Origin of the sequence: Pseudorhodobacter wandonensis (assembly GCF_001202035.1) — a bacterium.
Lineage (GTDB): Bacteria > Pseudomonadota > Alphaproteobacteria > Rhodobacterales > Rhodobacteraceae > Pseudorhodobacter > Pseudorhodobacter wandonensis.
The window spans coordinates 18853-45200 of record NZ_LGHT01000004.1 but is presented as its reverse complement, the minus strand read 5'-3'; the positions used below and the strand labels follow the sequence as shown (position 1 = coordinate 45200).

Sequence of the window (26348 nt, the reverse complement as noted above, 5' to 3'; positions counted from 1 at the left end):
GTGTCACGCAGCCGGTTTTGGCCCAACTGCTCCAGCGCGGCGCTGGTGCATTCGCTTTGGGCACACTCCATAAAAATAATATTCCAGGGTGGAGACGATGGACGCAATAATTCTGCAAACCCTTAATGGGCTGGACAAAGGGTCGGCCTACGCCTTGATCGCTTTGGGCCTGACACTGATTTTTGGCACGCTTGGCGTCGTCAACTTTGCCCATGGTGCGCTGTTCATGTTGGGGGCGTTTTGCGCGGTGACCGTGTCAAAGCTGTTCCAACTGTCGCACAAGGCCTCCGAGGCCACGGGTGTGGATTTCATGGGCCAGCCCAAATTCGAAGACGTGCTTTATGTCAAAGAATGGTTTGGCAATGATTTGGGGGCCTGGCTGATCGATTGGTCGGTGCCGCTGTCTATCCTCTTTGCCATCCCGATTATGATCGGCATCGGTTTCATCATGGAACGCGGTCTGATCAAGCATTTCTACAAGCGGCCACATGCCGACCAGATCCTCGTGACCTTTGGTCTGGCCATCGTGCTGCAAGAGGTGGTCAAGTATTTCTACGGCGCAAACCCGATTCCGACCCCATCGCCCATGGCGTTTCGCGGCTCGTTCGATTTTGGTGTGATGCTGGGCTTTGACCCGAATGTGATCATCTACCCTTACTGGCGCATGGTCTATTTTGCCTTTTCACTGACGCTTGTGGGCGGGGTGTTTGCCTTCTTGCAATTCACCACCTTTGGCATGGTTGTCCGCGCCGGTATGGCCGACCGCGAAACCGTGGGCCTGTTGGGCATCAATATCGACAAGCGCTTTACCATCATGTTCGGCATCGCGGCGGCGGTCGCGGGGCTTGCGGGGGTGATGTATACGCCGATCAACTCGCCCAATTATCACATGGGCATGGATTTTCTGGTGCTCAGCTTTGTTGTGGTGGTTGTCGGCGGCATGGGCTCACTGCCCGGCGCGGTTCTGGCGGGGTTCATGCTGGGCATTCTGGAAAGCTTTGCCTCGCTGAACGAGGTCAAGGATATCATTCCCGGCATCGACCAAATCATCATCTATGTTGTTGCAATCATTATCTTGCTGACCCGGCCACGCGGCCTGATGGGACGCAAGGGCGTGATGGAGGAATAATCAATGCTAGGACTTAACCGCAGAGATTTCGCCATGCTGCTGCTGGTAGCAGCGCTTGCCTTGTTCGCCCCGTTCATCCTGAACCCCTTTCCCACGGCCAGTGGCCTGTCGCAGTTCAACGCGGGCTACCCCGATTTGATGCAACGCTTTGTGATCTTTGGCATCTTTGCCATCGGCTTCAACATTCTGTTTGGCCTGACCGGCTATCTGTCCTTTGGTCACGCCGCTTTCCTTGGTGTGGGCAGCTATTCGGCGGTGTGGATGTTCAAATTGCTAAGCATGAACGTCTTGCCCGCCTTGGTCCTGTCTGTGGTGATTGCGGGGCTGTTTGCGCTGCTGATCGGCTATGTATCGCTGCGCCGTTCGGGCATTTACTTTTCGATCCTGACGCTGGCCTTTGCGCAGATGTCGTTCAACCTTGCCTATTCGGTGCTGACGCCCATCACCAACGGCGAAACAGGCCTGCAACTGGCACTGGATGATCCGCGCATCCTGGATGCCGCCAACACCGCAGGCTCAGTGCCGGTGACAAGCCTGTTCGGCCTTGAAATGCGCTCGGCCGTTACCCTCGATCTGGCAGGGTGGAGCTTTACCTTCAGCGTCGGCTATTACCTGTGTGCCCTTATCATGCTGGTGGCGTTCTACATCTCGGTGCGCCTGTTCCGTTCGCCCTTTGGCATGATGCTGCGTGCGATCAAAACCAACCAGCAACGCGTAAACTATACCGGCCTGAACAGCCGCCCCTATACACTGGCTGCCTTTGTGATCTCGGGCATGTATGCCGGTTTGGCCGGTGGTTTGCTGGCCTGCATGGACCCGCTGGCCGGTGCCGACCGGATGCAATGGACAGCCTCGGGCGAGGTGGTTCTGATGACCATCCTTGGCGGGGCAGGCACCTTGATCGGGCCGGTTCTGGGTGCAGGATTCATCAAGTATTTCGAAAATATCTTCTCAAAAATCAACGACAGCATCCTGCATCAATGGTTCTCGTTCCTGCCTGACTGGATGGAAAATCTGCTGGTCAACATCTTCTATCCCTTTGTCGGCAAAGGCTGGCACCTGACGCTGGGCATCCTGTTCATGCTGGTGGTGATCTTTCTGCCCGGTGGCTTGGTACAAGGTGGCCAGAAAATCGCGCGCAAACTTGGGTTTGGCAAAAAGTCAAACTCTGACACGCCAGCCGAATAAAGGAACAGCACATGGGTATTCTAAACGTACAAAATGTGAATAAGCGGTTCGGCGGGCTAAAGGCGCTGAGCAATGTCAATCTGGACGTCAAGGAAAACACCGTCCACGCCGTGATCGGGCCAAATGGCGCAGGCAAATCAACCTTGCTGAACTGTCTGGTCGGCAAACTGATCCCCGATACCGGCACGGTCACCTTTCAGGACAAATCTGTCCTTGGCAAAAAACCGTTTGAGATTAACCAGATGGGCATTAGCCGCGTGTTCCAGACGCCGGAAATCTTCAGCGATCTGTCGGTGCTGGAAAATGTGATGATCCCATGCTTTGCGCGGCGCGACGGGTCGTTCAAGGTGAATGCGCTCAGCAATATGATGGGCCAGCGCGACATGGTTGATCAGGCCGAACAAATGCTGATCGACCTGCATATGATCGACAAGCGCAACATGCACGCGGCCTCGATGTCGCGTGGTGATAAACGGCGGTTGGAAATGGCGATGTGTCTGGTGCAACAGCCCCGGCTTTTGCTGCTTGATGAACCCACCGCAGGCATGGCCCGCGCTGATACCAACAACACCATCGACCTGCTGAAACAGATCAAGGCCGAGCGTGACATCACCATGGTCATCATCGAACACGATATGCATGTGGTGTTCTCCTTGTCCGACCGGATCACTGTTTTGGCCCAAGGCACCCCCTTGGTCGAGGATATTCCGGAAAACATCAAAGGCCATCCCAAGGTTAAAGAAGCCTATCTTGGCGAAGCAGCATAGGAGACATCAGCTATGAATGAACGTCCGGATTTTTCGCATAACCGCAACCAGGCCGAAACCGCGCCCGCCTTTCTGTCGGTTTGGGATGTGCAGGCCTATTATGGCGAAAGCTATATCGTGCAAGGCGTCAGCTTTAACGTGCATGAGGGTGAGATTTTGGCCCTGCTGGGCCGCAACGGGGCGGGCAAAACCTCGACCCTGCGCACCATTGCGCGGCTCGACAATCCGCGGATTACACATGGCGAAATATGGTTGGATCACCAGCCTTTGCACAAAATGAAAAGCTATGAGGCCGCAATCGCCGGCGTTGGTCTGGTGCCAGAAGATCGCCGCATCATCCCCGGCCTGACGGTTGAAGAAAACCTGAAGCTGGCACAAATCACCAAACCCGTGGGTTGGAGCATCGAGCGTCTGTATGAACTGTTCCCCCGCTTGGGCGAACGCCGCACCCAAGACGGCGTTACCCTTTCAGGCGGCGAGCAGCAAATGCTGGCCATCGCGCGGGCTTTGGCGCGGGATATCAAGCTGCTTTTGCTGGATGAACCTTACGAAGGCCTTGCCCCCGTGATCGTGGACGAAATTGAAAAAACCCTGCGTCTGATCAAAGCGCAAGGCATTACCACCATTCTGGTCGAGCAAAACGCTATCCGGGCGCTTGCGCTTGCTGACCGCGCGATCATCCTTGATACCGGAACCGTGGTCTTTGATGGCAGTGCCTCGGAAGTTCTGGAAAACAAGGCGCTGCGCGAAGAATACCTTGCGATCTAAGACTTCGCGGCGTTACAGGCGCCGCCAAAGTAAAACAAACCGGCTACCATTGGCCCTGTTGTGGCCAATGCGGCCGGTCACGACAGCAGTCTGAAAAACAATGCGATCCAAACCATTGTTCCGAACAGGATTCCGGGCCCAAGCCACCATGCCGTATTTTCCATTTGCTACCTCTCGATCTGGGGGTTCAGCTTTCGCTTTGGTAATGTCGGGCCGGTCGTGGCCCTGTGCCCCAACCTTAACAATCCAAAGGTTAACAAAAGCTTTAGGCCGAGAAGGTTGGCCGAAAATATCCGCTATCATTGCGGGCCTTAGCCGCGCCTAGCCACCCCACGCCCATTGCAGCCCCCATAAGCTGCCCATACCGACCCCGATCGCCCAAAGGACGCCCAGTCGCCAGCCCGCCACCAGCGCGGCCAACGCTGCAACCATGCGCAACGGGTCCGGCTGCCCGCCTGCCGCTGCAGGCCAAATGATCATCGGTGTCACCAGTGCCGGCAGCACCGCAACGCCGACATAGCGCAAATGCACCAGCAACCATTCGGGCAGTTGCCGCCCGCCCAGCAGCCCCAAAAACGAAAACCGGATCAGATAGGTGCCGGCGCCCAGCACCAGCGTTACCAGCCAGAATGTGCTGTCATCAATCATCCCGCCACCTTCGCCCGCATCCGGCGCTTTTGCCAAAACTCTACCTGTGCGCCGGCCAGCATCGCCAAAATTGCCGCCACAATCAGCCCGAAATTCCACGGCAACCCCGCAAACGCGATCGCCGCCACAATGGAAACGCCGGCCGCCACGATATAAGGCAAGCTGCGCAGCATCGGCGCAAACAGCGCGATAAAGCACACCGGCACCGCAAAATCAGGCGACAAAGACGCCGGAATGGCCTTGCCCAGCAGCGCGCCCAAAAACGTACAAATATACCAGGGAATACAGACAATGGTGATGCAGCCGAAATAATAGCTCACCTTTTCGCCCAACGGCATTTCGGGCTTGGCCTCATAGGTCTGCACCGAAACCGCATAGACCTGATCGACCATCACATAGGCCATCAGCGCCCGCAGGCGCAAAGACGCCTTGCCCAAATGCGGCACCAACGCCGCAGAATACATCGCCATCCGCATGTTCACCGCCAGGGATGCCAGCAGCACCACAAACACCGGCGCACCCTCTTGCAGCAGGCTCAGCGCGGTAAACTGCGCCGATCCCGCAATCACAATCGCCGACATCGCGACCACCTGTATCAGGTCCAGCCCCGCATCGGTGGCCACCATGCCAAACAGCGCCGAAAACGGCACCACGATCACAATAAACGGGCTGCAATCGCGCAACCCATGCCAAAAGGCACGGCGGTTCCAGTCAATTTTCAAAATGCTTTCCTAATCTATCGGCATTGCTCAAAGCTGTGGGGCAGGGGGTTCGGGCTTGCACCAAGCGCTACCAAACCGCAACATGCACCCAAGCTGCAACCCACAATCCACCACGATCACACGGAAAGCCCGTCATGACACCCCAATCCATCCTTATCACCGGCGCTGGCTCGGGCATCGGCTGCGCCACCGCACAGGCTTTTATTGCCGCAGGCTGGCGCGTAGGCCTGATCGGCCGCCGCAAGGAACCCCTTGCACAAACCGCCAACGGGCATAGCAATGCGCTCATCCTGCCCTGCGATGTCACAAACCCCGAACAGGTCGATGCCGCCTTTGATACAGCCGCCCAAACCTGGGGCCGCATCGACGCGCTGTTCAACAACGCAGGCACCGGGCTCCCCGCCACGCTCATCGACGAAATCAACGTCCAAGACTGGCTCCACCTCTCCAACGTCAACATCACCGGCATGTTCCTCTGCGCCCGCGCCGCCTTTCGCCACATGCGCACCCAATCTCCACAAGGCGGGCGTATCATCAATAACGGCTCGATCTCGGCCTCGGTCCCGCGTCCCGGCTCGGCCCCCTACACCATGTCAAAACATGCCGTCACCGGCCTGACGCGCACGCTCTCGCTTGACGGTCGCCCGTTCAACATCGCCTGCGGTCAAATTGACATCGGCAACGCCCTCACAGAAATGGCCGCCCCGATGACCAAAGGCGTTCCCCAAGCCAACGGCACCATGGCGGTCGAGCCTGTTATGGACGTCAAACACATCGCCACATCCGTCCTCCACATGGCAAACCTGCCGCTGGACACCAATGTCCAGTTCATGACCGTCATGGCCACAGCCATGCCCTTCATTGGTCGCGGCTAACGCCCCGGCTTTCTTTTCGGCAAAAATATCCTCAGGGGGTGAATTTTCCGTCAGGAAAAGAGGGGGCAGAATGCCCCCTAACCCTGTTTCCTAAATCTTAACCTCACACAACGCCCCGCGCTGCCCGATGACTTGCGCCGCCATCCGCGCCCCGGCCTGAACTGCGGCCGCAACATCGCCCCCTGCCAGCCAAGCGGCCAGAAAACCCGCGTTGAAACTGTCACCCGCCGCCGTGGTATCCACAATCGCGCTGACAACTTCCGGCGCATGGGTGGCGTAAACACCGCCTTCGCGCGTCAACATCTCACCGCCACCGTTTTTCACAATCACCAACCCTGCGCCCACATCGGCATAGCGGTCGGCCGTCGCCTTCAGGTCCGCATCGCCAAAGAACGTGGCTTCATCTTCATGCGAGGGCAAAACGATATCCGACAATGCCGCGGCTTCCATCACCACACGGCACATCGTCGCCTCATCCGCCCACAAACGCGGCCGCAGATTGGGGTCAAACACCACCCGCGCGCCCGCCGCCCGTGCAGCTGCCATCGCGGCATATAGGGTCTCGCGCCCCGCGCCTTCCAAGATCGCCAGCGTGATTCCCGACAGATACACCACCCCCGCATCGGCCAAACCCGCCGCCAGCCGCGCCGCATCTTCGGCCAACAGCCGCGCTGCCGATTGCCCGCGCCAATAGGCAAAGCTGCGCTCGCCATCCTTCAGCTCGATCAGGTACAACCCAACCGTCCGCCCCGGCACCCGCGCAATATGGCGCGTCCCCACACCGGCATCCGCAAAAAACTGCACCATCCGGTCCGAAACCGCATCCTGCCCGACAGCCGTCAAATACTCGACCGCAAAATCATCTGGCATTGCGCGCCGCAAATACCACGCCGTGTTCAGCGTATCACCGGCAAAACCCATCCGGTAATCGCCCGCCGCTGCGGCGGGTGCAAACTCTACCATTGCCTCGCCAATACAAGTGATCTGGCGGTTTTTGGGAACAACAACTGTCATCTAAGGCCCTTTGCTTGGCTCATGCAAAATTGCAAAACTGCATCACGCGAACAGGTCAGCGCAACGCCAAACCCTTCCGCAAATTCATCAAACGCGGCTTGATAGCCTGTATTTACCGCAGTCAAAACTGGAATACCAGATGCGAGCGCTTGGCCGATCACAGGCCGAAACCCGCGGCCCTCGGCCTCTTGCCGGCCAAATTTGTTCACGATTAACAAATCCGCCCCGCCCTCCAGCGCATGCTCTACCAGCCCCACCGCCCGTGCCAACCCCGCAGGGTCCAACCGGCAGCCTTTGGCCAAACTGCCAAGGCTCTGGCTGATCCGTATCACCTCGGCCCCCGTCAGCACATGCAAATCCATGTGGCAGGGGCGGTCTGGGTCGAATTCCTCATTCACCTGCACCACGCCCGCCACCAACAGGCCCGCGCGCCGCAGCTCTGCCGCGACCTCGGCCAAAACCAAATCGGCTTGGCCCCGCTCTCCGCCTGTCACATAGCCCAGCATCGCGCCCCTCTTGCAACTGCTGTCACTGGCATACAAGATGATGCAAGCCGATGAAAGCACCCTATGACACCTGAATTTCCAATCCTTCCCAACCCCACTGATCCGCGCCTGACCCGCGCAATCACCGGCACCGACCAAACCGGTGCGCAAGTGACGCTTTCGGTGGTCGAGGAACGCCCGCTGACCATCTACCTCAATTCCCAGGAAATCGTCACAGCGATGACCATCGGCGACTATCCTGAATATCTTGCGCTTGGTTTTCTGCGCAATCAAGGCATGCTGCGCGCCGATGATGTGGTGACAGGTATCGACTATGAGGATGACATCGAAACCGTCGTCGTCCGCACCCAACGCAAAACCAGCTATGAAGAAAAAGTCAAAAAGAAAACCCGCACCTCGGGCTGCGCCGTTGGCACGGTTTTCGGCGATATGATGGAGGGGCTGGATGGCCTGACCCTGCCGCAAACCCCTGTCCGCGCCTCATGGCTTTACGCATTGGCGCATCAAATCAACACCGTGCCGTCATTGTACCTTGAGGCCGGCGCCATTCACGGCACAACCCTGTGCCAAGGTGATACGCCACTGGTTTATATGGAAGACGTGGGCCGCCATAACGCCGTTGATAAAATCAGCGGCTTTATGTTTCAGCATAACATCCCGGCAAGTGATAAAATCCTGTACACCACAGGGCGGCTTACCTCGGAAATGGTAATTAAAACCGCGCTGATGGGCATTCCCACGCTTGCCTCGCGCTCGGGCTTTACCGCTTGGGGCGTTGAAATCGCACGCCAAGTTGGCCTCACCCTGATCGGTCGGATGCGCGGCCAACGCTTTGTCTGCCTAAGCGGCGAGGATCGCTTGATCCGCGATGCCGACCTTTCGCAGCCAGACGAAGACCGCAAACACCGCCGCAAAGGGGCGCAGGATGACTAAACTACCAGCCGTGATCCTTGCAGGTGGCCGCGCAACCCGTATGGGCGGCGGCGACAAAGGGCTGCGCGTGGTGGCAGGGCGGCGCTTGATTGACCATGTGATCATGCGCCTGTCTGCCCAATGCGCACCCCTTGCCATCAATGCCAATGGCGACCCCGCGCGGCTGGTCGAATTTGGCCTGCCGGTTTTGCCCGACAGTCTGCCCGACCATCCCGGCCCTTTGGCAGGGGTGCTTGCAGGGCTTGATTGGGCCGCCAGCCTTGGTGCGCCTGCCATCATCACCGCTGCGGCCGATACGCCGTTCTTTCCGCCAGACCTTGCGGTGCGGCTTGCCGCCCACGCAGGGCCAACTGGCCTGTGTCTTGCGGCCAGCGCCGACCCGTCTGGCAAAATGCACCGCCAACCCACCTTTGGCCTTTGGCCGGTTGCCCTGCGCGATGATCTGCGCCGCGCCTTGACCGACGGCTTGCGTAAAATCGTGCTCTGGACTGACAGCCACAATGCAGGCACCGCCGAATTTTCCAGCCAGCCCTTCGATCCTTTCTTTAACATCAACACCCCGGACGATATCATCGCCGCCGAAGCACTGATGGGGCAGGCATGAAACTTTACGGCGTTACGGGCTATAAAAACGCGGGCAAAACCGGTTTGATGGAACGGTTGGTCACGGAGATCACCGGACGCGGTTTCAGCGTTTCCACCATCAAGCACGCCCATCACGCCACCGACATCGACCACGAAGGCCGCGACAGTTACCGCCACCGTCAGGCTGGCGCGGGGCAGGTGCTTGTGTCCTCGCCCGTGCGCTGGGCCTTGATGACCGAGCTGCGCGGCGCGCCCGAGCCGTCACTGGATGACCTGCTGACCCGCCTGAACCCCGTCGATCTGGTGCTGATTGAGGGCTATAAATCCGCGCCCCACCCAAAGGTTGAGGCGCACCGTATGGAAACGGGCCGCCCCCTGCTGGCGCCGACAAACCCGACCATCCGCGCGGTCGCCTCCAATGCCGCCCCCGATGTCGCCTGCCCGCTGTTCCACCTTGATGACACCGCCGCCATAGCAGATTTTATCCTGTCCGAGGTGGGGTTGTGAGCTTCGATCAGGTCATCGTCCTCGATTGGTCTGCCGCGGGCAAACCGACCATGGGCAAAGATTCCATCTGGATCGGCCACGCCACAGCAACCGGCGTCACAGCCGAAAATATCGCGACCCGCAGGCAGGCCGAAACCCGCCTTGCCGCGCTGGTCGATGCCGCCCTTGCCGCAAACCAACGTCTGCTGCTTGCTGCCGATTTCGCCTTTGGCGCGCCAAAGGGTTTCACCCAAACCCTGACCGGCCGGCCCCATGCCTTGGCACTGTGGGATTGGCTTGCCGCCCGCATCACCGATACCGACAGCAACGCCACCAACTACCGCGAAATCGTCACCGAAATGAACGCGCGGTTTTCAGGTGATGGCCCGTTCTGGGGCAATGGCCAAAAGCACGAAACCCCCGGCCTGCCGCGCACCAAACCCGCCCATCCGCCCGAACTCGCCGAACACCGCACGGCCGAGCAACTGGGCCACGAAGGCGGCCTGCGCCCGAAATCCCTGTGGCAGCTTGCAGGGGCAGGGGCCGTCGGCGCGCAATCCCTGACCGGCATCCCGATGCTGCACCGCCTGCGCACCCGCCATGCAGGCAAAGCCGCCGTCTGGCCGCTAGAGCCGTCCGACGCCACCCCCATCGTCATCGCCGAGGCCTATCTTTCACTGCTGGCCCCCGCGGTCCGCGCGGCCATCGCCCAAGGCATGGTTCAAGACGAGGCCCAAGTGCGCCTTCATGCCCAAGCCTTTCTAAACCTTGCCAAAAGCGGCCAAATCGCCTCGCTCATGGCCCCCGATCAGCCCAACCATACCCTACAAATCGAAGGCTGGTACTTGGGCGCAGGGCAGGCGGCAACCGTGCGTGCGGGCCTTGACATCCTGACGCCACCCCGCCTGCGCAACGACTGCTTTGCCATGCCCCAAGGTGTTGCCTGGACCCCCGTGGATGAGGCTCTGGCCCGCCTGCGGGCCACGCTCCACCCCGTCACACAGGCCGAAACCATCCCGCTGGCCGATGCCCTCGGCCGCGTGCTTGCCGCCGATGTGACCGCCCAACGTGCCAACCCGCCGCATGCCAATTCTGCCGTCGATGGTTACGGCTTTGCCCATGCCGCCACAGGTGCTGGCATCTGCCAACTGCCTCTCGCAACAGGTCGCGCCGCAGCAGGCCAACCCTTTACTGCCACAGTCCCGCATGGCCATGCCATCCGCATCCTGACCGGCGCGATTTTGCCGCAAGGCGTCGATACCGTGGTGCTCGAGGAAGACTGCGCCATCAGCCCCACCGCCATCGCCTTTGACGGCCCCATCAAACCCCGCGCCAACACCCGCAAAGCGGGCGAAGACCTGCCCCAAGGCGCCCCCGCCTTGCACATCGGCCACAAACTCCGCGCCCCCGATCTGGCGCTGCTGGCCGCCACTGGCACAACCTCGGTGCAAACCTACCGCCGCCTGCGTGTCGGCGTGCTGTCGACCGGCGATGAAATCGTCAGCCACAACGCAGCCCCGCATCAGATCTATGACGCCAACCGCCCGATGCTGTGCGCCCTTGCGACAGGCTGGGGCTTTGACGCCATCGACCTCGGCCACGCCCCCGATGACCCAACAGCCATCCGCGACCACCTGAACCGTGGCGCAGAAACCACCGATGTCATCCTTACCTCGGGCGGCGCATCTGCGGGGGATGAAGATCACGTCTCGCGCCTGCTTGCCGCCGAGGGCAATCTTTCCAGCTGGCGCATCGCGATGAAACCCGGTCGCCCCCTTGCGCTGGCGGTCTGGCAAGGCACCCCTGTTCTCGGCTTGCCCGGTAACCCCGTCGCTGCCCTGACCTGTGCGCTGATTTTCGCGCGGCCAACGCTGTTCACGCTTGCGGGCGCCGGATGGGTTGAACCGCAACGCTTCACCCTTGCCGCCGCCTTTTCCAAATCCAAAAAGGCCGGCCGCCGCGAATACCTGCGCGCCCGCCTGAACGCGGCCGGTCAGGTGCAGGTTTTCCCCTCCGAAGGCTCGGGCCGCATTTCCGGCCTTTCTTGGGCCACGGGCCTTGTCGAACTGCCTGATGACGCCGCCGAAATCACCCCCGGCACGCCTGTCCAATACCTGCCTTATAGCGGCTTTGGCCTAACCTGAATCGCCATCCTTTTGCCGCAGCAGGGTGCTATACCTTGAAAAATGGCCTGTTTTCAGCATATATTCATACCCAAGCTGCAAATCTGGCCGCCGCACTGGCAGACCAAAAGAACAAACAGCAAAACAGGCAACCCCAAAGGATAGCATGCCCAAAACGATCGAATCCGCTGCCGAACCCCGCGCCCAAATCGCGGCCCTGTGCTGGCGCGCAGGCAAGTCAGGGGCCGAGGTTTTGCTGATCTCCAGCCGTGAAACCGGTCGTTGGGTCATCCCCAAAGGCTGGCCGATGGATGGCCGCTCTGCCCCCGAGGCCGCCGCGATTGAGGCATGGGAAGAGGCAGGCGTAAAGGGCCAGATCGCCACGGCAAAGCTGGGCCATTTCACCTATGACAAAACCCTGAAACGCGACACCAAAAACGAATGCAGCCAGCCCTGCATTGTTGAGGTGTTTCCGCTTCAGGTCGAAAAGCTTGCCACCGATTTCCCCGAACAGCGCCAGCGCCGCCGCAAATGGTTCGCCCCCGACAAAGCCGCGCGCAGGGTGGCCGAAGCCGAGCTTAAGGCATTGCTTGCAGGCTTTAATCCGGCCTTGCCCGCAGGCGCCCAACCTGCTGAAATCCGCCCGCAGAAACGCCGCAAAGGCAAATCCTAGGCGCAAGCCCGAACCTTTTGCCCAAGGCTTGCGTCCCGCGCGAAATAGCTTAGGAAGAGGGCGGGCCTATTCGCGCCAAAACTGTATTTCAAGGTCAAGAATGATCCGATATTCGCTCAAATGCGCCGCCGAACACAGCTTTGACAGCTGGTTCCAATCGGCCAGCGCATTTGATGCCTTGGCGGCTGCAGGTCACGTGACTTGCCCGACCTGCGGCAGCGCAGAGATCAGCAAAACCCTCATGGCACCTGCTGTCAGCCCGGCCCGCAAAAGCCCTGCGTCCGGCGTGGAAAACCAACTGTCTGTCCCCGCCAACCCGCAAGAACAGGCGCTTGCCGCCTTACGCGCCGAGGTCGAGGCGAATTCGGATTACGTTGGCAAAAGCTTTGCCGTCGAGGCGCGCAAAATGCACGAAGGCACCACGCCCCCCCGCGCCATCCATGGCGAGGCGCGGCTGGATGAGGCCAAAAAGCTGGTCGAAGACGGCGTGCCCGTCGTGCCGCTGCCGTTCCTGCCCCCTCGCAAACTCAACTAGCGCCCCCAACAGCGCCGGATCGCCCGCCAATTGCGGCCCCTATCCCAAAAACAGACTAGCGCCACACGCCACGTGGGGTTAGAATTTGCGGTAGGGACGTTGCAAAAACCCCAATTTCGGGGTATGTTAGCGCTATCATAAAATTATCTGACCATGATATTTAGGAGATCCCATGCCAAATAAGAAACTTGACGAAGCAAAACTGCGCGACGCTGCCTATCAGCTTTGGTTGGCCGAAGGTCAGCCCGAAGGCAAGGATCAAGAGCATTGGCACAGGGCCGCCGAGGCGCTGGCAACCTCTGACGCAAATGCCGAACCCAAAGCCCCGCGCAAGGCCGCCCCCAAAGCCGCCGCCAAGCCCAAAGCGCCCGCCAAACCCAAAGCACCGGCCAAACCACGCAAGCCCAAAGCCACCTGAGGCGCAATCAAAGTAGGTCGGGGTTCACCCCGACTCCCCCCCTGCCGTTGAACAAATTAATTTTCGGTAAACAAAAACCCGAAACTTATTTACAATCAACGCGTTATAAATATGTCCGCGCGCGGTCACCACGCCTTTCAGGCAGGCTTCACACTCGCCGTCACATAGTTCACCGATAGGTCCCGATCCGAAAGCGACCAATTCCAGCTGATCGGATTAAACACCATTCCTTTGCGGTCCACCGGCCGCAAAGCCGCTTTTTCCAGCATCAGATACAGCTCGTCCGGCGTGATAAATTTCGCCCAGTCATGCGTCCCTTTTGGCAGCCACCGCATCACCCATTCAGCCCCGATAATCCCCATCATAAAGCTTTTGGGGTTGCGATTCAAAGTCGAGCAAATCATCAGCCCCCCCGGTTTCAAAAGCCCCTGACAGGCCGTCAGAAAGGCCTGCGGATCGGCCACATGCTCGACCACTTCCATATTCAGAACCACATCGAAAACCTCGCCATTCTTGGCCAAATCTTCGGCCGCGCAGTGACGGTAATCGATCGTCAGCCCCATCTGCTCGGCATGAAGTTTCGCGACCGGAATATTCCTTGCCGCCGCATCTGCCCCCACTACCTCGGCCCCCAGACGCGCCATCGGTTCCGAAAGCAGCCCGCCACCGCAGCCAATATCAAGCAGCCGCAGCCCCTTGAACGGCAGCGGCGCGGTCAAATCGCGGTCAAATTCCGCTGCGATCTGTGCCGTGATATAATCCAGCCTGCAAGGGTTCAGCATATGCAGAGGTTTGAACTTTCCGGCCGGATCCCACCATTCCGCCGCCATCGCTTCGAATTTTGCGACTTCGGCGGGGTCAATCGTGTTTAAATCCATCTCTCACTCCTTGCAGTTTCGGGCCGGGAAAGGCAGGCTTGGCGTATCATATAGGACGAACATGGACCATAGATCAGGGCAAAAGAGCGCGGCTCAATATTTATATCCCCCGCTGGAACCATTCGACCAGAAAGTGATGGCCGTGGGCGGCGGGCACAGCATCTATGTCGAACAATGTGGCCGCCCCGATGGTATCCCTGTTTTGGTGGTTCATGGCGGGCCGGGCGGCGGGTGCAGCCCTGCCATGCGGCGGTATTTTGATCCGGCGGTGTATCGGATCATTCTATTCGATCAACGGGGGTGTGGCCGGTCGCGGCCGCATGCCTCGGTAGAGGAAAATACAACCTGGCATTTGGTCGCCGATATGGAAGCCATCCGGACCGCGCTGGGCGTGGACCGAATGATCCTTTTTGGCGGCAGCTGGGGCGCGACTTTGGCCCTGATTTACGCAATTACGCACCCGGAAAGCGTTGCCCACTTGGTGCTGCGGGGGGTGTTTATGATGACCCAAGCCGAGCTTGACTGGTTTTACGGTGGCGGCGCGGGACGATTTTTTCCCGATTTATGGCACCAATTTGGACAGGCTATTCCCGAGGATGAGCGGGGCGACCTGATCGGGGCGTATCATCGCAGGCTTTTCTCGGGGAAAGTCGCCGAGGAAATGCGCTACGCCCGGCTCTGGGCGAACTGGGAGAATTCTCTTGCCACGATTGGCTCTACTGTAGCAGCCGGCGAGGGGCCTTCGGATTATGCGCGGGCCTTTGCACGGCTAGAGAACCACTATTTCGTCAACAAGGGCTTTTTGCAAGATGATGGCTGGATCTTGAAAAACCGCCACCGGATTGAGGGAATTGAGGCTGATATCGTGCAAGGCCGTTACGATATGGTTTGCCCGCCAGTCTCGGCCTATCAGTTGGCAGAGGGGTGGATGAATGCCCGTCTTAATATGGTTCCGATGGCCGGGCATGCGCTATCCGAGGCGGCGATCTCGGCGGCGTTGGTGGCAGTGATGGACGGGTTGAAACCTCAATAAATCGCGTGCGGTCCGCATTGAGTGTGCAGCCCAGGTTTGGGCCTTTGATTGGACGGGCTTCGCACAGGAAAGAGGCGCAGGGATTCCCCTGCGCCTCTCTTAAAAAACACACAATCGTTAATAACTACCCCACCTAGTCTGCGATTTCCCTATTTCCCGAAAAACCACTATGGCGGGATGCCTATTAGAAGCCGTAAACCAAGGATACGGCCAGTTTGTTATCCGACTGGATAGCGCGGCTGTCATTATACTCGGTCAAATAGCTGACGCGGGTCGAGAACGCGTCGGTCATTTTTACGTTCAGACCGATTTCGTTGTTGATGCGCAGCGCCGCTTTCGATTTTAGAATGTCGGTGTCGTTGGTCACAAACAGGTTTTCGTTGATGCTGTAGAAAAAGCGCGACGAAATGATGCCGGCGGCCTCGGATGCCGAAGTGTCGTTGCCGTATTTCATGTAGCTTTTGCCAATACCAGCCTGAACACGCCAAGTCATGTCTTCGTTGTTCACAACGCGGTAGCCCGGACCAAAGCCCAAGAAGGCGTCTTTTTTCAGGTCGGTCGCAGCAGTTGCAAGGCCGTCGGTTTCAATGCGTGCCAATGCGAACACATAGAATTTGTCGTTGATGTAGTAGTTTGCATCATAAACAGCAAAGATGTCTTCTTTGGTCGAAACATTGGATGCTTCCTGGAAATCGATAGCGATGCCAAGGGTCTGAACCATCGGGCCAGACGCATAGCGCAGACGTGTGCCAACGGTCAGATCTTGGCTTTCGCTGTTACCGGTTTTGCCCGAATAGGACAAAGATGCCGAGCCTGACAGGCCTGGGCGGAATTCTGGGTTGCCAAAGCGCGAAGCGTCGCTCGAGCGTGCCATATCTTTGGCAACATCGCGGTCAATGTCGTCAATCGTGTCATTCAGGGCAGTTGTGCCCAGCAGCTCTTGGGCGAATGCGCCCGAAGTTGCGAGTGCAACGGCCATTGCGGCGATCGTGCCAGTCTTGAATACGTTATTCATGGCTTTTCCCTTTCAAGGTAAGTTGTCCGTGCCGTGTGCAAGGACGTTTTTTGCCTGTGAAATGGGTATAGAACGAGCAAGATAGGTAACATATTTTTAATTAAATCATACATAAGACAAGAATTACTTGTGTTCGAATGTCTTGAAAACGTACATATCAATTGCCAGCACTATAAGGAGCTGGCATTAATATATTGAAAAATATGAATTTAATTGGCGTTTGGCGCAGCCTATTGCAGATCGCGCAGGCAAGCGATGTCAGAGTCAAACTGCATGATCAGGGTTTTAAGTGTTTTTTTCGCAACATCTGCGATGTCTTGTTCAAGATCTTCGCGCCAAACGGACCAAATTGGATAAGCAAAGTGCGGGGCACCTTTGACAACATGTAGCGAACCTTCGTCCAGGAATCGCTTAACGTAGCGTGCAGGTAGGTAGGCGGCGCAGCGGCGATTGATAATATAGAGCGCCGAAAGCACGCCCATATCTAGTGATAGACCCGGGTTGGTGAGATGGGGCAGGTGCAATTGGTGGAAGGTCAGAAACTCGGGGCTCCAATCTACATAGGCGTAGTGGCCCACCAGTTCGTCAAGTGTCGGGTTAGGCCATGACGCGACAAGGATCAGTTCCTCATCTGTGACCTTTTCGACGTGCAGGCCGTGGCGCAATGTCGGGCGGTAAGACAGCGAAATTTGCATCACGCCTTCGGACATAGAGCGGGTCAGACCAGCGGGCATGCCGAGTTCGGCATGGATAGCGAGGTTAGGCAGCTCGGCGCGAATTGCGTCTATCCAGCGAAAGCCGATGCGGGGCCAAAGCGCAGTTTGGGCGCCAATGGTTAGCGAGCGGGTAAAACCGTCAGGAATGGCAACGTGTTGGCGCGCCTGTTCCCAATTGCGCAACAGCAGTTGTGCGAAGGGTTCAAACTCGGCGCCAGCCGGCGTAAGTTCGGCACCGGCCTTGGAGCGGGTAAAAAGCGGGCGGCCAAGTTGATCTTCGAGGCGTTGAACGCGCAATGAAACAGCCGATTGCGTGACGAACAGCCGGTCCGCCGCCGCGGCAAACGAGCCCGAGGTCGAGACTTCGATAAAGGTGCGGATAAGGTTTAGATCCATATCCCAGATGTGACGCGCATCTGGGGCAATTGGCAAGCCCGTTTAGCGCGTTTGGATGATCGGTCAGGCAAGCGCAGACTCGGTGCAGGTGTTTCGCAAACGATCGGGAACGGCAAGCAGTGCGGTTAACCCGCAATTGCCTTTGGTCAGATCTTCGAGTGTGACCATGTCGAGCTCGTGATAAAACGCCTCAACCGCGCGCGAAAGATAACCGCGCAATCGGCAGGTTTCGGACAGCGGGCAAGTGTTGGTCTCGGCCGCAAAGCATTCGGCAAAGGGCACGCCGGACTCGAATACGCGAAACACATCGCCAATCGAGATTTGGGCGGCAGGGCGGGTTAGCCGCAAGCCGCCGCTACGGCCGCGGATGGTATCGACAAAGCCGAAACCTTGCAGCGCATTCACGACTTGAAGCAAGTGATTGAGCGAAGCATTGCAGGCGTCGGCGATTTCAGCGCTGCGCAGGGTGATGCCGTCATTCACCGCGCAGGCCATTAGGACGCGGACGGCAAGGTTGGTTTTCGTGGTCAGGCGCATAAAACGGGCTTTCTGGCTGCGATTATAGCTGCATATCGGCTGAGAATGGCGATGTATTTGATCTGAGTCACATCGCCCCTTAAATCAGGGCGAAGTCGTATCTGGCATATCTGTTTGGGCTCGCTTTGGCCCTAACCCGCATGCCCGTGCCCGATGCTTTGGGCGCACGGGCCGCTGGTGCTGTGGGCGGCGGCTTGAATTGGCTTGGGCCATGCGCGGGGTGGCGTTGGTGGCCCCAGAGTCTGCTTGCAATTGTTGGGGGCTTGGCCTATATGACCCTCAACAGCTGTTTCAGGGTCCAAACCTGAAGCTACCGGAACCTGATGCGGGCCTGTCGGCCCGTTTTTTGTTTTGGGATACCTTTTGCCAATGGAGGCAGCCAATGTCTGACCTGATCGCCAAAACCGCTATTGATCGTCGCCTTGCCGAGATCGTGACCCCCGCCATTGAGGATTTGGGGTTCGAACTGGTGCGCATCCGCTTGATGAGCGGTAAGGAAAAGATATTGCAGATCATGGCCGATCGCCCCGAAGGCGGGATTATCGTTGAAGACTGCGCAACGATTTCGACCGCCGTTTCGGCGATTTTGGACGTGGAAGACCCGATTGAAGACAATTACACGCTGGAAGTTTCCAGCCCTGGCATTGACCGGCCGCTGACACGGTTGAAAGATTTTGACATGTGGGCCGATTATGAGGCGCGGATTGAAACGACCGAGCTGATCGATGGCCGCCGCCGGTTCAAGGGCTTTTTGCGCGGGACCGAAGGCGAAGAAGTGTTGATCGAACTGGAAGATGGCAAAGAAACTGTGACCATCGGCCTGCAATTCGACTGGTTGTCGGATGCCAAACTGATTTTGACGGATGAGCTGATCGCAGAAATGCTGCGTCAGAAAAAGGCCGATCCGGCGTTTGACGCCAGCGCCTTTGACGAGATTGACGAAACCGAAGGGGATGAGGCCGACGCCTCTGATTCTGACGAGATCCCCGTAACCAAGCACTAACGGCACAGGCCGACCCTCTGGGAGAGAACCAATGGCAATTACCTCTGCAAACCAGCTTGAACTGTTGCAAACGGCCGAGGCCGTCGCACGGGAAAAGATGATTGACCCGGATCTGGTGATTCAGGCGATGGAAGAAAGCCTCGCTCGGGCGGCAAAAAGCCGTTACGGTGCCGAGCTGGATATCCGCGTGGCGATTGACCGTCGCACCGGCCGCGCGACCTTTACCCGCGTGCGGACAGTCGTGGCGGATGACGAGGTGGAAAATTACCACGCACAGATGAACGTCAAGGATGCAAAGGCACATTTGGCCGACCCGCAGATTGGCGACGAGATTATTGACGAAGTGCCACCGGTTGATCTGGGCCGAATCGCTGCGCAATCGGCCAAGCAGGTGATTCTGCAAAAGGTCCGCGAAGCCGAGCGTGACCGTCAATTTGAAGAATTCAAAGACCGCAAGGGCACGATCATCAATGGTCAGGTCAAGCGCGAGGAATATGGCAATATCATCGTTGATATCGGCCGTGGTGAGGCGATTCTGCGCCGCAATGAAAAAATCGGCCGTGAGAGCTATCGCCCGAACGACCGCATCCGTTGCTACATCAAGGACGTGCGCCGCGAGGCCCGTGGCCCGCAGGTTTTCCTGTCGCGCACCGATCCACAATTCATGGCTGAATTGTTCAAGATGGAAGTGCCGGAAATCTACGACAACATCATCGAGATCAAAGCCGTTGCCCGTGACCCAGGGTCGCGCGCGAAAATCGCTGTGATTTCCTATGACAACTCAATCGACCCAGTGGGTGCCTGCGTTGGTATGCGCGGCAGCCGTGTGCAAGCCGTTGTAAACGAATTGCAGGGCGAAAAGATCGACATCATTCCGTGGAATGAAGATCAGGCAACCTTCCTTGTGAACGCGTTGCAGCCAGCCGAGGTTTCCAAGGTTGTGATCGACGAAGAAGCGGGCAAGATCGAAGTGGTTGTACCGGATGAGCAGCTGTCGCTTGCAATCGGTCGCCGCGGCCAGAACGTGCGTTTGGCCAGCCAGTTGACCGGTTTGGATATTGATATCGTGACCGAGACCGACGAATCGGCCCGTCGCCAAGCAGAGTTTGCGCAGCGTACTGGCCTGTTCATGGAAACGCTGGATATCGATGAGATGATGGCGCAGTTGCTGGTTTCCGAAGGCTTTGTGACGCTGGAAGAAGTGGCCTATGTTGACCTTGAAGAGCTGACCTCGATTGATGGATTCGACGAAGGCACTGCAGGCGAGTTGCAAGCCCGTGCCCGTGACTACCTTGAGGCCGCAAATACCAAAGCGCTTGAGGCTGCAAAGGCGCTGGGTCTTGACGAAAGCTTGATGAATTTCGAGGGTTTGACCCCGCAAATGCTGGAAGCTTTGGCGAAAGACGACATCAAGACGCTGGAAGATTTCGCGACCTGTGCTGACTGGGAACTGGCCGGTGGCTGGACCACAGTTAAAGGCGTGCGCGTCAAGGATGAAGGCGTTTTGGAAAAGTTTGACGTAAGCCTGGAAGAGGCGCAAAATCTGGTAATGACCGCCCGCGTTATGCTGGGTTGGGTAGACCCGACCGAGCTGGAATCCGACGACGTTGAAGACGACGACGACACCGAGGAGGAAGAAGCCTAAGGGCTTCTGTCGCTATGGCGCGGGGTGGTCGGGAAAAAGACCGTGAGGATGGGCCGGAACGCCGGTGCATCGTCACGGGGGAAAGCCAGCCGAAGGCGGGGTTGATTCGCTTTGTGGTTGGCCCCGACGCGGTGGTGGTGCCGGATGTTCTGGGCCGCTTGCCCGGCCGGGGTATTTATGTGGCATCCAGCCCTGCGGCGATTGCCAAGGCCGCGACCAAGGGGTTGTTTTCCCGCGCGGCGCGGCAACCGGTCAAAGCCCCCGAAGGGTTGGCCGAATTGGTTGAGACGTTGTTGGTGCGGCGCGTTACGGATTTGCTAAGCCTTGCCCGCAAGGCTGGCGACGCAGTGACGGGCTATGAAAAGGTAAAAGAGTGGTTGGTGAAGGGGCAAGCGATTGCACTGATCCAAGCCAGTGACGGATCAGAGCGCGGCAAAGCCAAGTTGCGCCCCCCGGAACGAAAGAACGGATTTATTGGCTGCCTGACCTCGACGGAAATGGGTTTGGCATTCGGCCGCGAACATGCAATACACGCGGCGCTTGCCGCTGGTGGATTAGGCCAACGTGTTGTAGACGAAGCGGCAAGGCTTGCGGGTTTCCGTGAGCAAGCAGGCGGAAACTCCGCCGATGAGGATAGACAAGACGCATGAGCGATACAGACGGTAAAAAACCCCTCGGCCTTGGTGGCACCCCCCGTTCGGGGCAAGTGAAGCAAAGCTTTAGCCATGGCCGCACGAAGAGCGTTGTGGTGGAAACGAAGCGCAAGCGCGTTGTCGTGCCAAAGGCTGTTACGCCCGGCGCGGCCCCTGCACAGGGCAGTAAATCGCATTTGGGCGATCCATCCAAACGGCCTGCGGGCATTTCCGATACGGAAATGGAACGCCGTCTGGCGGCCTTGCGTGCTGCAAAGGCGCGTGAGGTTGAAGATAACGAACGCCGCGCCGCCGAAGAGCTGGAGCGCGAGCAAGAGCGTGCGCGCAAGCGTGAAGAGATTGAAGCCAAAGAACGCGAAGACCGCGAGCGCGAAGAGGCATTGCAGGCCCGCGCCGATGAAGAGGCGCGCGTGAAGGCAGAGGCCGAGGCGGATGCCAAGCGCATCGAAGCAGCCAAAGCAGCCCCGCGGCCCAAGCCTTCGGCAAGTGCCCCGGCGCCTGCCGCGGATGAGCGCGGCCCGATGGGTGCCAAGCCCGGCCTGACACCAGCGCGCAGCAAGAACGACCGCGACCGCGACAGCCGCGCCGACGATGGCGGCCGTGGCAAAGCCAAGGGCGATGACAACCGCCGTACAGGCCGTTTGTCGCTGAATGACGCTTTGGCTGGTGAAGGTGGGCGCACTCGCTCAATGGCCGCCATGAAGCGCAAGCAGGAAAAAGCCCGTCAAAAGGCACTTGGCCAGCAATCGCGCCCTGAAAAGCAGGTGCGTGACGTGAAAGTGCCGGAAACGATTGTGGTTTCGGAACTTGCAAACCGGATGGCCGAACGCGCCGCCGATGTTGTGAAAAGCCTGATGAAAATGGGCTTGATGGTCACGATGAACGAACCAATCGACGCTGATACCGCCGAATTGGTGATCGAGGAATTTGGTCACAAGATCGTGCGGGTCTCGGACGCGGATGTTGAGCAAGTGATTGAAACGGTTGAGGATGACGCCGCAGATTTGCAGCCACGTCCGCCAATTGTGACGATCATGGGCCACGTTGACCACGGTAAAACCAGCCTTTTGGACGCGATTCGCAGTGCCAAAGTGGTGTCTGGCGAAGCTGGCGGGATTACGCAGCACATCGGTGCCTATCAGGTAAGAACCGACAGCGGTGCCTTGCTGACTTTCCTTGATACCCCCGGCCACGCGGCGTTTACGTCGATGCGGGCACGTGGTGCGCAGGTCACCGATATTGTTGTGCTGGTAGTTGCAGCCGATGATGCTGTGATGCCGCAAACGGTTGAGGCGATCAAACACGCCAAAGCGGCAGGCGTTCCAATGATTGTGGCCATCAACAAGATGGACAAACACGACGCCAACCCAACCAAAGTGCGCACCGATCTGTTGCAGCATGAGGTTGTGGTCGAGGCTATGTCGGGCGACGTGCAAGACGTAGAGCTATCGGCCAAAACCGGTATGGGCATCGACAAGCTGTTGGAAGCCATTGCTTTGCAAGCTGAAATCCTTGAGCTGAAAGCCAACCCGAAACGCGCGGCTGCAGCTGCGGTGATCGAGGCCAAACTGGACGTGGGCCGTGGCCCTGTTGCGACCGTGTTGGTCAGCAACGGCACGCTGCGCCGTGGCGACATCTTTGTTGTGGGCGAGCAGTGGGGCAAAGTCCGCGCGCTGATCGACAGCAAGGGCGACCGCGTTGAAGAGGCAGGGCCATCGACGCCAGTCGAAGTGCTGGGCCTTTCGGGTACACCTGCGGCCGGCGATGTGCTGAACGTGGTTGAAACCGAAGCACAGGCACGTGAAATCGCGGATTATCGTGAGAAAGCCGCCAAAGACAAGCGCGCCGCAATTGGTGCTGCAACGACGCTGGAACAGCTGATGGCGAAAGCCAAAGCTGATAAGGATGTGTCCGAGCTGCCGATTATCGTGAAAGCGGATGTTCAGGGCTCGGCCGAAGCGATCGTTCAGGCGATGGAAAAAATCGGCAACGATGAAGTGCGCGTGCGCGTGCTGCACTACGGCGTTGGTGCGATCACCGATTCGGATGTTGGCTTGGCCGAAGCGTCGAACGTGCCGATCATCGGCTTTAACGTGCGGGCGAACGCCAGTGCGCGGCAGTCGGCAAACCAAAAGGGCGTTGAGATCCGTTATTACTCGATCATTTATGATCTTGTGGATGACATCAAAGCTGCGGCCTCGGGCTTGTTGAAAGCCGAAGTGCGTGAAACCTTTATCGGTTATGCGCAGATCAAAGAGGTGTTCAAGGTCACCGGCGTTGGCCATGTGGCGGGCTGTATCGTTACCGAAGGCGTTGCGCGCCGCTCGGCCGGTGTACGCTTGCTGCGTGATGACGTGGTGATCCATGAGGGCACGCTGAAGACGCTTAAGCGTTATAAGGATGAAGTGAAAGAGGTCATCTCGGGCCAAGAATGTGGCATGGCGTTTGAACGCTATGAAGACATCCGTCAGGGCGATGTGATCGAGATCTTTGAACGCGAAGAGGTAGAGCGGCGGTTGGAGTGATCTGCCCCTCGTTAGTGCGAAATATTGAAATGGCCGGGCTGATAGCCCGGCCATTTGCATATTCTGACCGTTTTTTTAAGCTGCTGTGTGGGGGGCGATTGGCCTAGGGCCTGATTGCAACGGACACAGCGCGTTGGGCGATGCAGTGCGGGGCAGGGTATGTCTGAGGCGCTTATGTCAATAAAATAGCCGAGGGCATATTGCGAATGCACCCGGCCGAACAAATTACTGCGGTTGAACTATGGCTTGCAGGCTTGGGCATCACGCGCCGTTCAGGGACACCATTACAAAACCTAGCTGCCTGTCAGAGAGAGGGGGCGACACCATTTGCACATACGAGCGTTTTGCGAACGATAGTGTCAAACACCTTTGCCGAAAAGCGCTGGTTGCTCCCTTAAGGTTGGCTATGATCCGGTTAAGATCACAAGCCAACCGGCTTAGGCTGCTGCTTGCTTGGAGATGGGTTTGCCCACGTAGTTCTTTTCATCAACACGAACCACCATTTTACCGTTCGGCAGTTGTTCGACCATTAGGCCCTGCACGAAGACACAGCTTCCAATTGAAATTGTACGTAACATAGCAAATCCCCTAGCTAACGATACACGAAATATAGACAAAAATATGTCCATTTCTAGTCACTATTTTGCGGGTTTGCGCGAAATTTGATGCAGAATCAGAGCCAATCCCGGAGAATCGGGATGATTGGTAAGTCTGCGGGTGGCATTGGGTATTCGTGAAGCTTTTCAGGGCGGACCCAAGCCAGGCGCTGGCCTTCGCGCCCCGAGGTGATTCCATTCCATTTGCGACAGGCAAAAAGCGGCATGAGCAGGTGAAAATCGGGGTAGCTGTGGCTTGCAAAGGTAAGGGGGGCAAGGCAGGAGGCCCAAGTGTCGATGCCAAGCTCTTCATTCAGCTCGCGGATCAGGGCAGCTTCGGGGGTTTCGCCCGCTTCAACCTTGCCGCCGGGAAACTCCCATAGGCCCGCGAGCGATTTGCCCTCGGGGCGTTGGGCAAGAAGGACGCGCCCATCGGGGTCGATGAGAGCGACTGCGGACACGAGGATGATTTTCATGCTATTCTTTCTGGTCTGGCACTGGGGGCCTTGCGCCACGGTCGTCCATTGCGCTTGACCCAATGGCGCGCAATGGACGACCCTCGGAAGGTATTTTTACCAAGATGAAATCACGAGCGGTAATCGGCATTGATGTCGATGTAGCCATGGGTAAGGTCGCAGGTCCAGACGGTTTTCTTGGCCTTGCCCATCCCCATATCGACCCCAATGACGAGCTCGTCGTTTTTCATATAGGCCGAGGTGGCATCTTCGGAGTAATCAGGGCTGCGCCAGCCATTTTTGGCGACGACCAGATCGCCAAAGCGGATCGAAAGCTTGTCGCGTTCGGCCAATGCGCCGGATTTACCGATGGCCATAACAACGCGGCCCCAATTGGCATCTTCACCAGCCACAGCGGTTTTGACGAGGGGCGAGTTGGCAATGGCCATGGCGGCGAGATGGGCATCATGGTCAGTGGCGGCGCCGGTGATTTGAACTTCGACCAGCTTGGTTGCACCTTCACCGTCACGGGTGACTTGCTTGGCCAAATCGAGCATGACGCCGTGAAGCGCGGTTTCAAAGGCTTTGGCTTTGGCACCTTTCAGGGGGGCAGCGGGGCTTTGACCCGTAGCACAGAGCAAGAGCGCGTCAGAGGTGGAGGTGTCGCTATCAACCGTGATGGCGTTAAAGGTGCTGTCTACATTGCGTGACAGCATCTTTTGCAGCATATTCTGCGAGATTTTGGCATCGGTGAAGATATAGACCAACATGGTGGCCATATCGGGCGCAATCATGCCTGAGCCTTTGGCGATACCGGAAATGTGGATCTCGCCGCCATCGCCTTGGATGGTCGCGGCGGCGCCTTTGGCAAATGTGTCGGTCGTCATGATCGCCGCGGCAGCCATATCGACAGCATCGGCCTTAAGCCCGGCAACCAAATCGGGGATGACGGCGGTGATGCGGTGATGGGGCAGTGGTTCGCCTATAACACCGGTGGAGGAAGAGAAAACGCGGTTGGCGGGGATGCCAAGTGCCTCGGCCACGCCGCCGGTGACAGCATCAACCGATTGCTGGCCGAGGGCACCGGTAAAGGCGTTGGAATTGCCCGAATTCACGATGATCGCGGCACCGGCATCAAGCGGCGCCTTTTGCGCGAGCTTGGCCTGACAATCCAGCACGCAGGCCGCGCGGGTTGTGGATTTGGTAAAAACACCTGCGATGGCTGTGCCGGCCGCAAGGCGCACCAGCATGACATCTTTGCGGTTCAGGTATTTCACGCCTGCCTCGACAGCCGAAAATTCGGCACCCGCGATTGTCGGCAGTTTGGGAAAGCCGCCTTTGGGGGCAAGCGGGGATACTTTTTTGCCCGCTTTCACAGGGGCAGGGGCAGAGGGGGCAGTGGTGGCCGCGACAACGGCTGCGGCATCATGGACCCGCAACTCCAGCTCGGACTTTAGAACTTTGAGCCGCTTTTTCAATTTTTTAGCGGTGGTCTTCCAGTCGGTCTTGGCCATTTCAATGCCCCC

28 protein-coding genes are annotated in these 26348 nt (G+C 58.2%); 17 read left to right on the top strand and 11 right to left on the bottom strand.

Translation table 11 applies throughout. The annotated features are described in order from the left end of the window. Positions 1–97 precede the first annotated feature (97 nt). The 4 genes from AKU79_RS00330 to AKU79_RS00315 are packed head-to-tail and all read left to right on the top strand — an operon-like array spanning position 98 to position 3852. Entirely contained in the window at positions 98–1129 is a 1032-nt protein-coding gene (locus tag AKU79_RS00330) for a branched-chain amino acid ABC transporter permease (RefSeq protein ID WP_050521601.1), read from the top strand. A gap of 3 nt (positions 1130–1132) precedes the next feature. Beyond that, positions 1133–2317 carry a branched-chain amino acid ABC transporter permease gene (locus AKU79_RS00325; protein ID WP_050521600.1) on the top strand — a complete coding sequence of 395 codons (1185 nt, stop codon included), beginning with the start codon at positions 1133–1135 and terminating at the stop codon, positions 2315–2317. Between the two features lie 11 nt (positions 2318–2328). Then, positions 2329–3084 (top strand): ABC transporter ATP-binding protein, encoded by a 756-nt coding sequence (locus AKU79_RS00320; protein WP_050521599.1) that lies wholly within the window; start codon positions 2329–2331, stop codon positions 3082–3084. Positions 3085–3096: 12 nt separating this feature from the next. Beyond that, positions 3097–3852 carry an ABC transporter ATP-binding protein gene (locus tag AKU79_RS00315; RefSeq protein WP_050521598.1) on the top strand — a complete coding sequence of 252 codons (756 nt, stop codon included), beginning with the start codon at positions 3097–3099 and terminating at the stop codon, positions 3850–3852. Positions 3853–4173: 321 nt separating this feature from the next. Here the strand turns inward: AKU79_RS00315 and AKU79_RS00310 are convergent, their stop codons facing one another. Continuing rightward, entirely contained in the window at positions 4174–4500 is a 327-nt protein-coding gene (locus tag AKU79_RS00310) for an AzlD domain-containing protein (RefSeq protein WP_050521597.1), read from the bottom strand. Then, on the bottom strand, positions 4497–5222 hold the full coding sequence (locus AKU79_RS00305; protein ID WP_050521596.1) for an AzlC family ABC transporter permease: 726 nt from the start codon (positions 5220–5222) through the stop codon (positions 4497–4499). The genes AKU79_RS00310 and AKU79_RS00305 overlap by 4 nt, the downstream gene beginning before the upstream one ends. Before the next feature lie 134 nt (positions 5223–5356). Between AKU79_RS00305 and AKU79_RS00300 the strand changes: the two genes are divergently transcribed. Beyond that, entirely contained in the window at positions 5357–6097 is a 741-nt protein-coding gene (locus tag AKU79_RS00300; protein ID WP_050521595.1) for an SDR family oxidoreductase, read from the top strand. 90 nt (positions 6098–6187) lie between these two features. Here the strand turns inward: AKU79_RS00300 and AKU79_RS00295 are convergent, their stop codons facing one another. Together AKU79_RS00295 and AKU79_RS00290 are read right to left on the bottom strand one after the other, a co-directional pair. Further along, positions 6188–7111 (bottom strand): sugar kinase, encoded by a 924-nt coding sequence (locus AKU79_RS00295; protein ID WP_050521594.1) that lies wholly within the window; start codon positions 7109–7111, stop codon positions 6188–6190. Next, positions 7108–7617 (bottom strand): DUF2478 domain-containing protein, encoded by a 510-nt coding sequence (locus AKU79_RS00290; RefSeq protein WP_050521593.1) that lies wholly within the window; start codon positions 7615–7617, stop codon positions 7108–7110. The genes AKU79_RS00295 and AKU79_RS00290 overlap by 4 nt, the downstream gene beginning before the upstream one ends. Positions 7618–7680: 63 nt before the next feature. Here AKU79_RS00290 and AKU79_RS00285 point away from each other — a divergent pair, with 63 nt between their 5' ends. From AKU79_RS00285 to AKU79_RS00255, 7 genes are all read left to right on the top strand, one after another. After that, positions 7681–8550, top strand: a complete 870-nt coding sequence (locus AKU79_RS00285) for a formate dehydrogenase accessory sulfurtransferase FdhD (protein ID WP_050521592.1) — start codon at positions 7681–7683, stop codon at positions 8548–8550. Then, a complete protein-coding gene (gene mobA, locus AKU79_RS00280) occupies positions 8543–9154 on the top strand; it encodes a molybdenum cofactor guanylyltransferase MobA (RefSeq protein WP_050521591.1) in 612 nt (203 codons plus the stop codon). The genes AKU79_RS00285 and mobA overlap by 8 nt, the downstream gene beginning before the upstream one ends. Further along, entirely contained in the window at positions 9151–9642 is a 492-nt protein-coding gene (gene mobB / locus AKU79_RS00275) for a molybdopterin-guanine dinucleotide biosynthesis protein B (RefSeq protein ID WP_050521590.1), read from the top strand. The genes mobA and mobB overlap by 4 nt, the downstream gene beginning before the upstream one ends. After that, positions 9639–11765 carry a molybdopterin-binding protein gene (locus AKU79_RS00270; RefSeq protein ID WP_231580061.1) on the top strand — a complete coding sequence of 709 codons (2127 nt, stop codon included), beginning with the start codon at positions 9639–9641 and terminating at the stop codon, positions 11763–11765. The genes mobB and AKU79_RS00270 overlap by 4 nt, the downstream gene beginning before the upstream one ends. A gap of 145 nt (positions 11766–11910) precedes the next feature. Then, complete coding sequence (locus tag AKU79_RS00265) at positions 11911–12417, top strand: NUDIX hydrolase (protein ID WP_050521589.1); 507 nt, start codon at positions 11911–11913, stop codon at positions 12415–12417. A gap of 100 nt (positions 12418–12517) precedes the next feature. Further along, complete coding sequence (locus tag AKU79_RS00260; RefSeq protein WP_050521588.1) at positions 12518–12952, top strand: DUF1178 family protein; 435 nt, start codon at positions 12518–12520, stop codon at positions 12950–12952. Positions 12953–13124: 172 nt separating this feature from the next. Beyond that, positions 13125–13370, top strand: a complete 246-nt coding sequence (locus AKU79_RS00255) for a DUF2934 domain-containing protein (RefSeq protein ID WP_050521587.1) — start codon at positions 13125–13127, stop codon at positions 13368–13370. A 137-nt stretch (positions 13371–13507) separates the two neighbouring features. Here the strand turns inward: AKU79_RS00255 and ubiG are convergent, their stop codons facing one another. Further along, a complete protein-coding gene (ubiG, locus tag AKU79_RS00250) occupies positions 13508–14248 on the bottom strand; it encodes a bifunctional 2-polyprenyl-6-hydroxyphenol methylase/3-demethylubiquinol 3-O-methyltransferase UbiG (RefSeq protein ID WP_050521586.1) in 741 nt (246 codons plus the stop codon). 61 nt (positions 14249–14309) lie between these two features. On the opposite strand from ubiG, the gene pip reads away from it, so the two are divergent. Beyond that, positions 14310–15281, top strand: a complete 972-nt coding sequence (gene pip, locus AKU79_RS00245) for a prolyl aminopeptidase (RefSeq protein ID WP_050521585.1) — start codon at positions 14310–14312, stop codon at positions 15279–15281. Positions 15282–15465: 184 nt separating this feature from the next. Here the strand turns inward: pip and AKU79_RS00240 are convergent, their stop codons facing one another. The 3 genes from AKU79_RS00240 to AKU79_RS00230 all read right to left on the bottom strand — a co-directional run bounded on the left by AKU79_RS00240 (position 15466) and on the right by AKU79_RS00230 (position 17945). Beyond that, positions 15466–16296 (bottom strand): DUF481 domain-containing protein, encoded by an 831-nt coding sequence (locus tag AKU79_RS00240; protein ID WP_050521584.1) that lies wholly within the window; start codon positions 16294–16296, stop codon positions 15466–15468. Between the two features lie 230 nt (positions 16297–16526). After that, positions 16527–17408 carry a LysR family transcriptional regulator gene (locus AKU79_RS00235; protein ID WP_050521583.1) on the bottom strand — a complete coding sequence of 294 codons (882 nt, stop codon included), beginning with the start codon at positions 17406–17408 and terminating at the stop codon, positions 16527–16529. A 63-nt stretch (positions 17409–17471) separates the two neighbouring features. Further along, positions 17472–17945 carry an RrF2 family transcriptional regulator gene (locus AKU79_RS00230; RefSeq protein ID WP_050521582.1) on the bottom strand — a complete coding sequence of 158 codons (474 nt, stop codon included), beginning with the start codon at positions 17943–17945 and terminating at the stop codon, positions 17472–17474. Positions 17946–18327: 382 nt separating this feature from the next. On the opposite strand from AKU79_RS00230, the gene rimP reads away from it, so the two are divergent. From rimP to infB, 4 genes are read left to right on the top strand one after another with little or no spacing between them, the layout of a single operon-like run. Next, on the top strand, positions 18328–18948 hold the full coding sequence (gene rimP / locus AKU79_RS00225) for a ribosome maturation factor RimP (RefSeq protein WP_050521712.1): 621 nt from the start codon (positions 18328–18330) through the stop codon (positions 18946–18948). 31 nt (positions 18949–18979) lie between these two features. Next, on the top strand, positions 18980–20593 hold the full coding sequence (gene nusA / locus AKU79_RS00220; protein WP_050521581.1) for a transcription termination factor NusA: 1614 nt from the start codon (positions 18980–18982) through the stop codon (positions 20591–20593). Between the two features lie 14 nt (positions 20594–20607). After that, positions 20608–21243, top strand: coding sequence for an RNA-binding protein (locus tag AKU79_RS00215; protein WP_050521580.1), 636 nt, complete (start codon positions 20608–20610; stop codon positions 21241–21243). Beyond that, positions 21240–23771: a translation initiation factor IF-2 gene (infB, locus tag AKU79_RS00210; RefSeq protein WP_050521579.1), complete on the top strand. Its 2532-nt coding sequence runs from the start codon at positions 21240–21242 to the stop codon at positions 23769–23771. Before AKU79_RS00215 ends, infB begins: the two co-directional genes overlap by 4 nt. Positions 23772–24208: 437 nt before the next feature. On the opposite strand, the gene AKU79_RS19415 is transcribed toward infB, so the two are convergent. From AKU79_RS19415 to argJ, 3 genes are all read right to left on the bottom strand, one after another. Beyond that, positions 24209–24349: a hypothetical protein gene (locus AKU79_RS19415; RefSeq protein ID WP_050521711.1), complete on the bottom strand. Its 141-nt coding sequence runs from the start codon at positions 24347–24349 to the stop codon at positions 24209–24211. A 95-nt stretch (positions 24350–24444) separates the two neighbouring features. Then, the gene (gene mutT, locus AKU79_RS00200; protein ID WP_050521578.1) at positions 24445–24843 is read right to left on the bottom strand and encodes an 8-oxo-dGTP diphosphatase MutT; all 399 of its coding nucleotides are present in this window, start codon (positions 24841–24843) and stop codon (positions 24445–24447) included. Positions 24844–24953: 110 nt separating this feature from the next. Continuing rightward, on the bottom strand, positions 24954–26336 hold the full coding sequence (gene argJ, locus AKU79_RS00195) for a bifunctional glutamate N-acetyltransferase/amino-acid acetyltransferase ArgJ (protein WP_082223851.1): 1383 nt from the start codon (positions 26334–26336) through the stop codon (positions 24954–24956). Positions 26337–26348 lie beyond the last annotated feature (12 nt).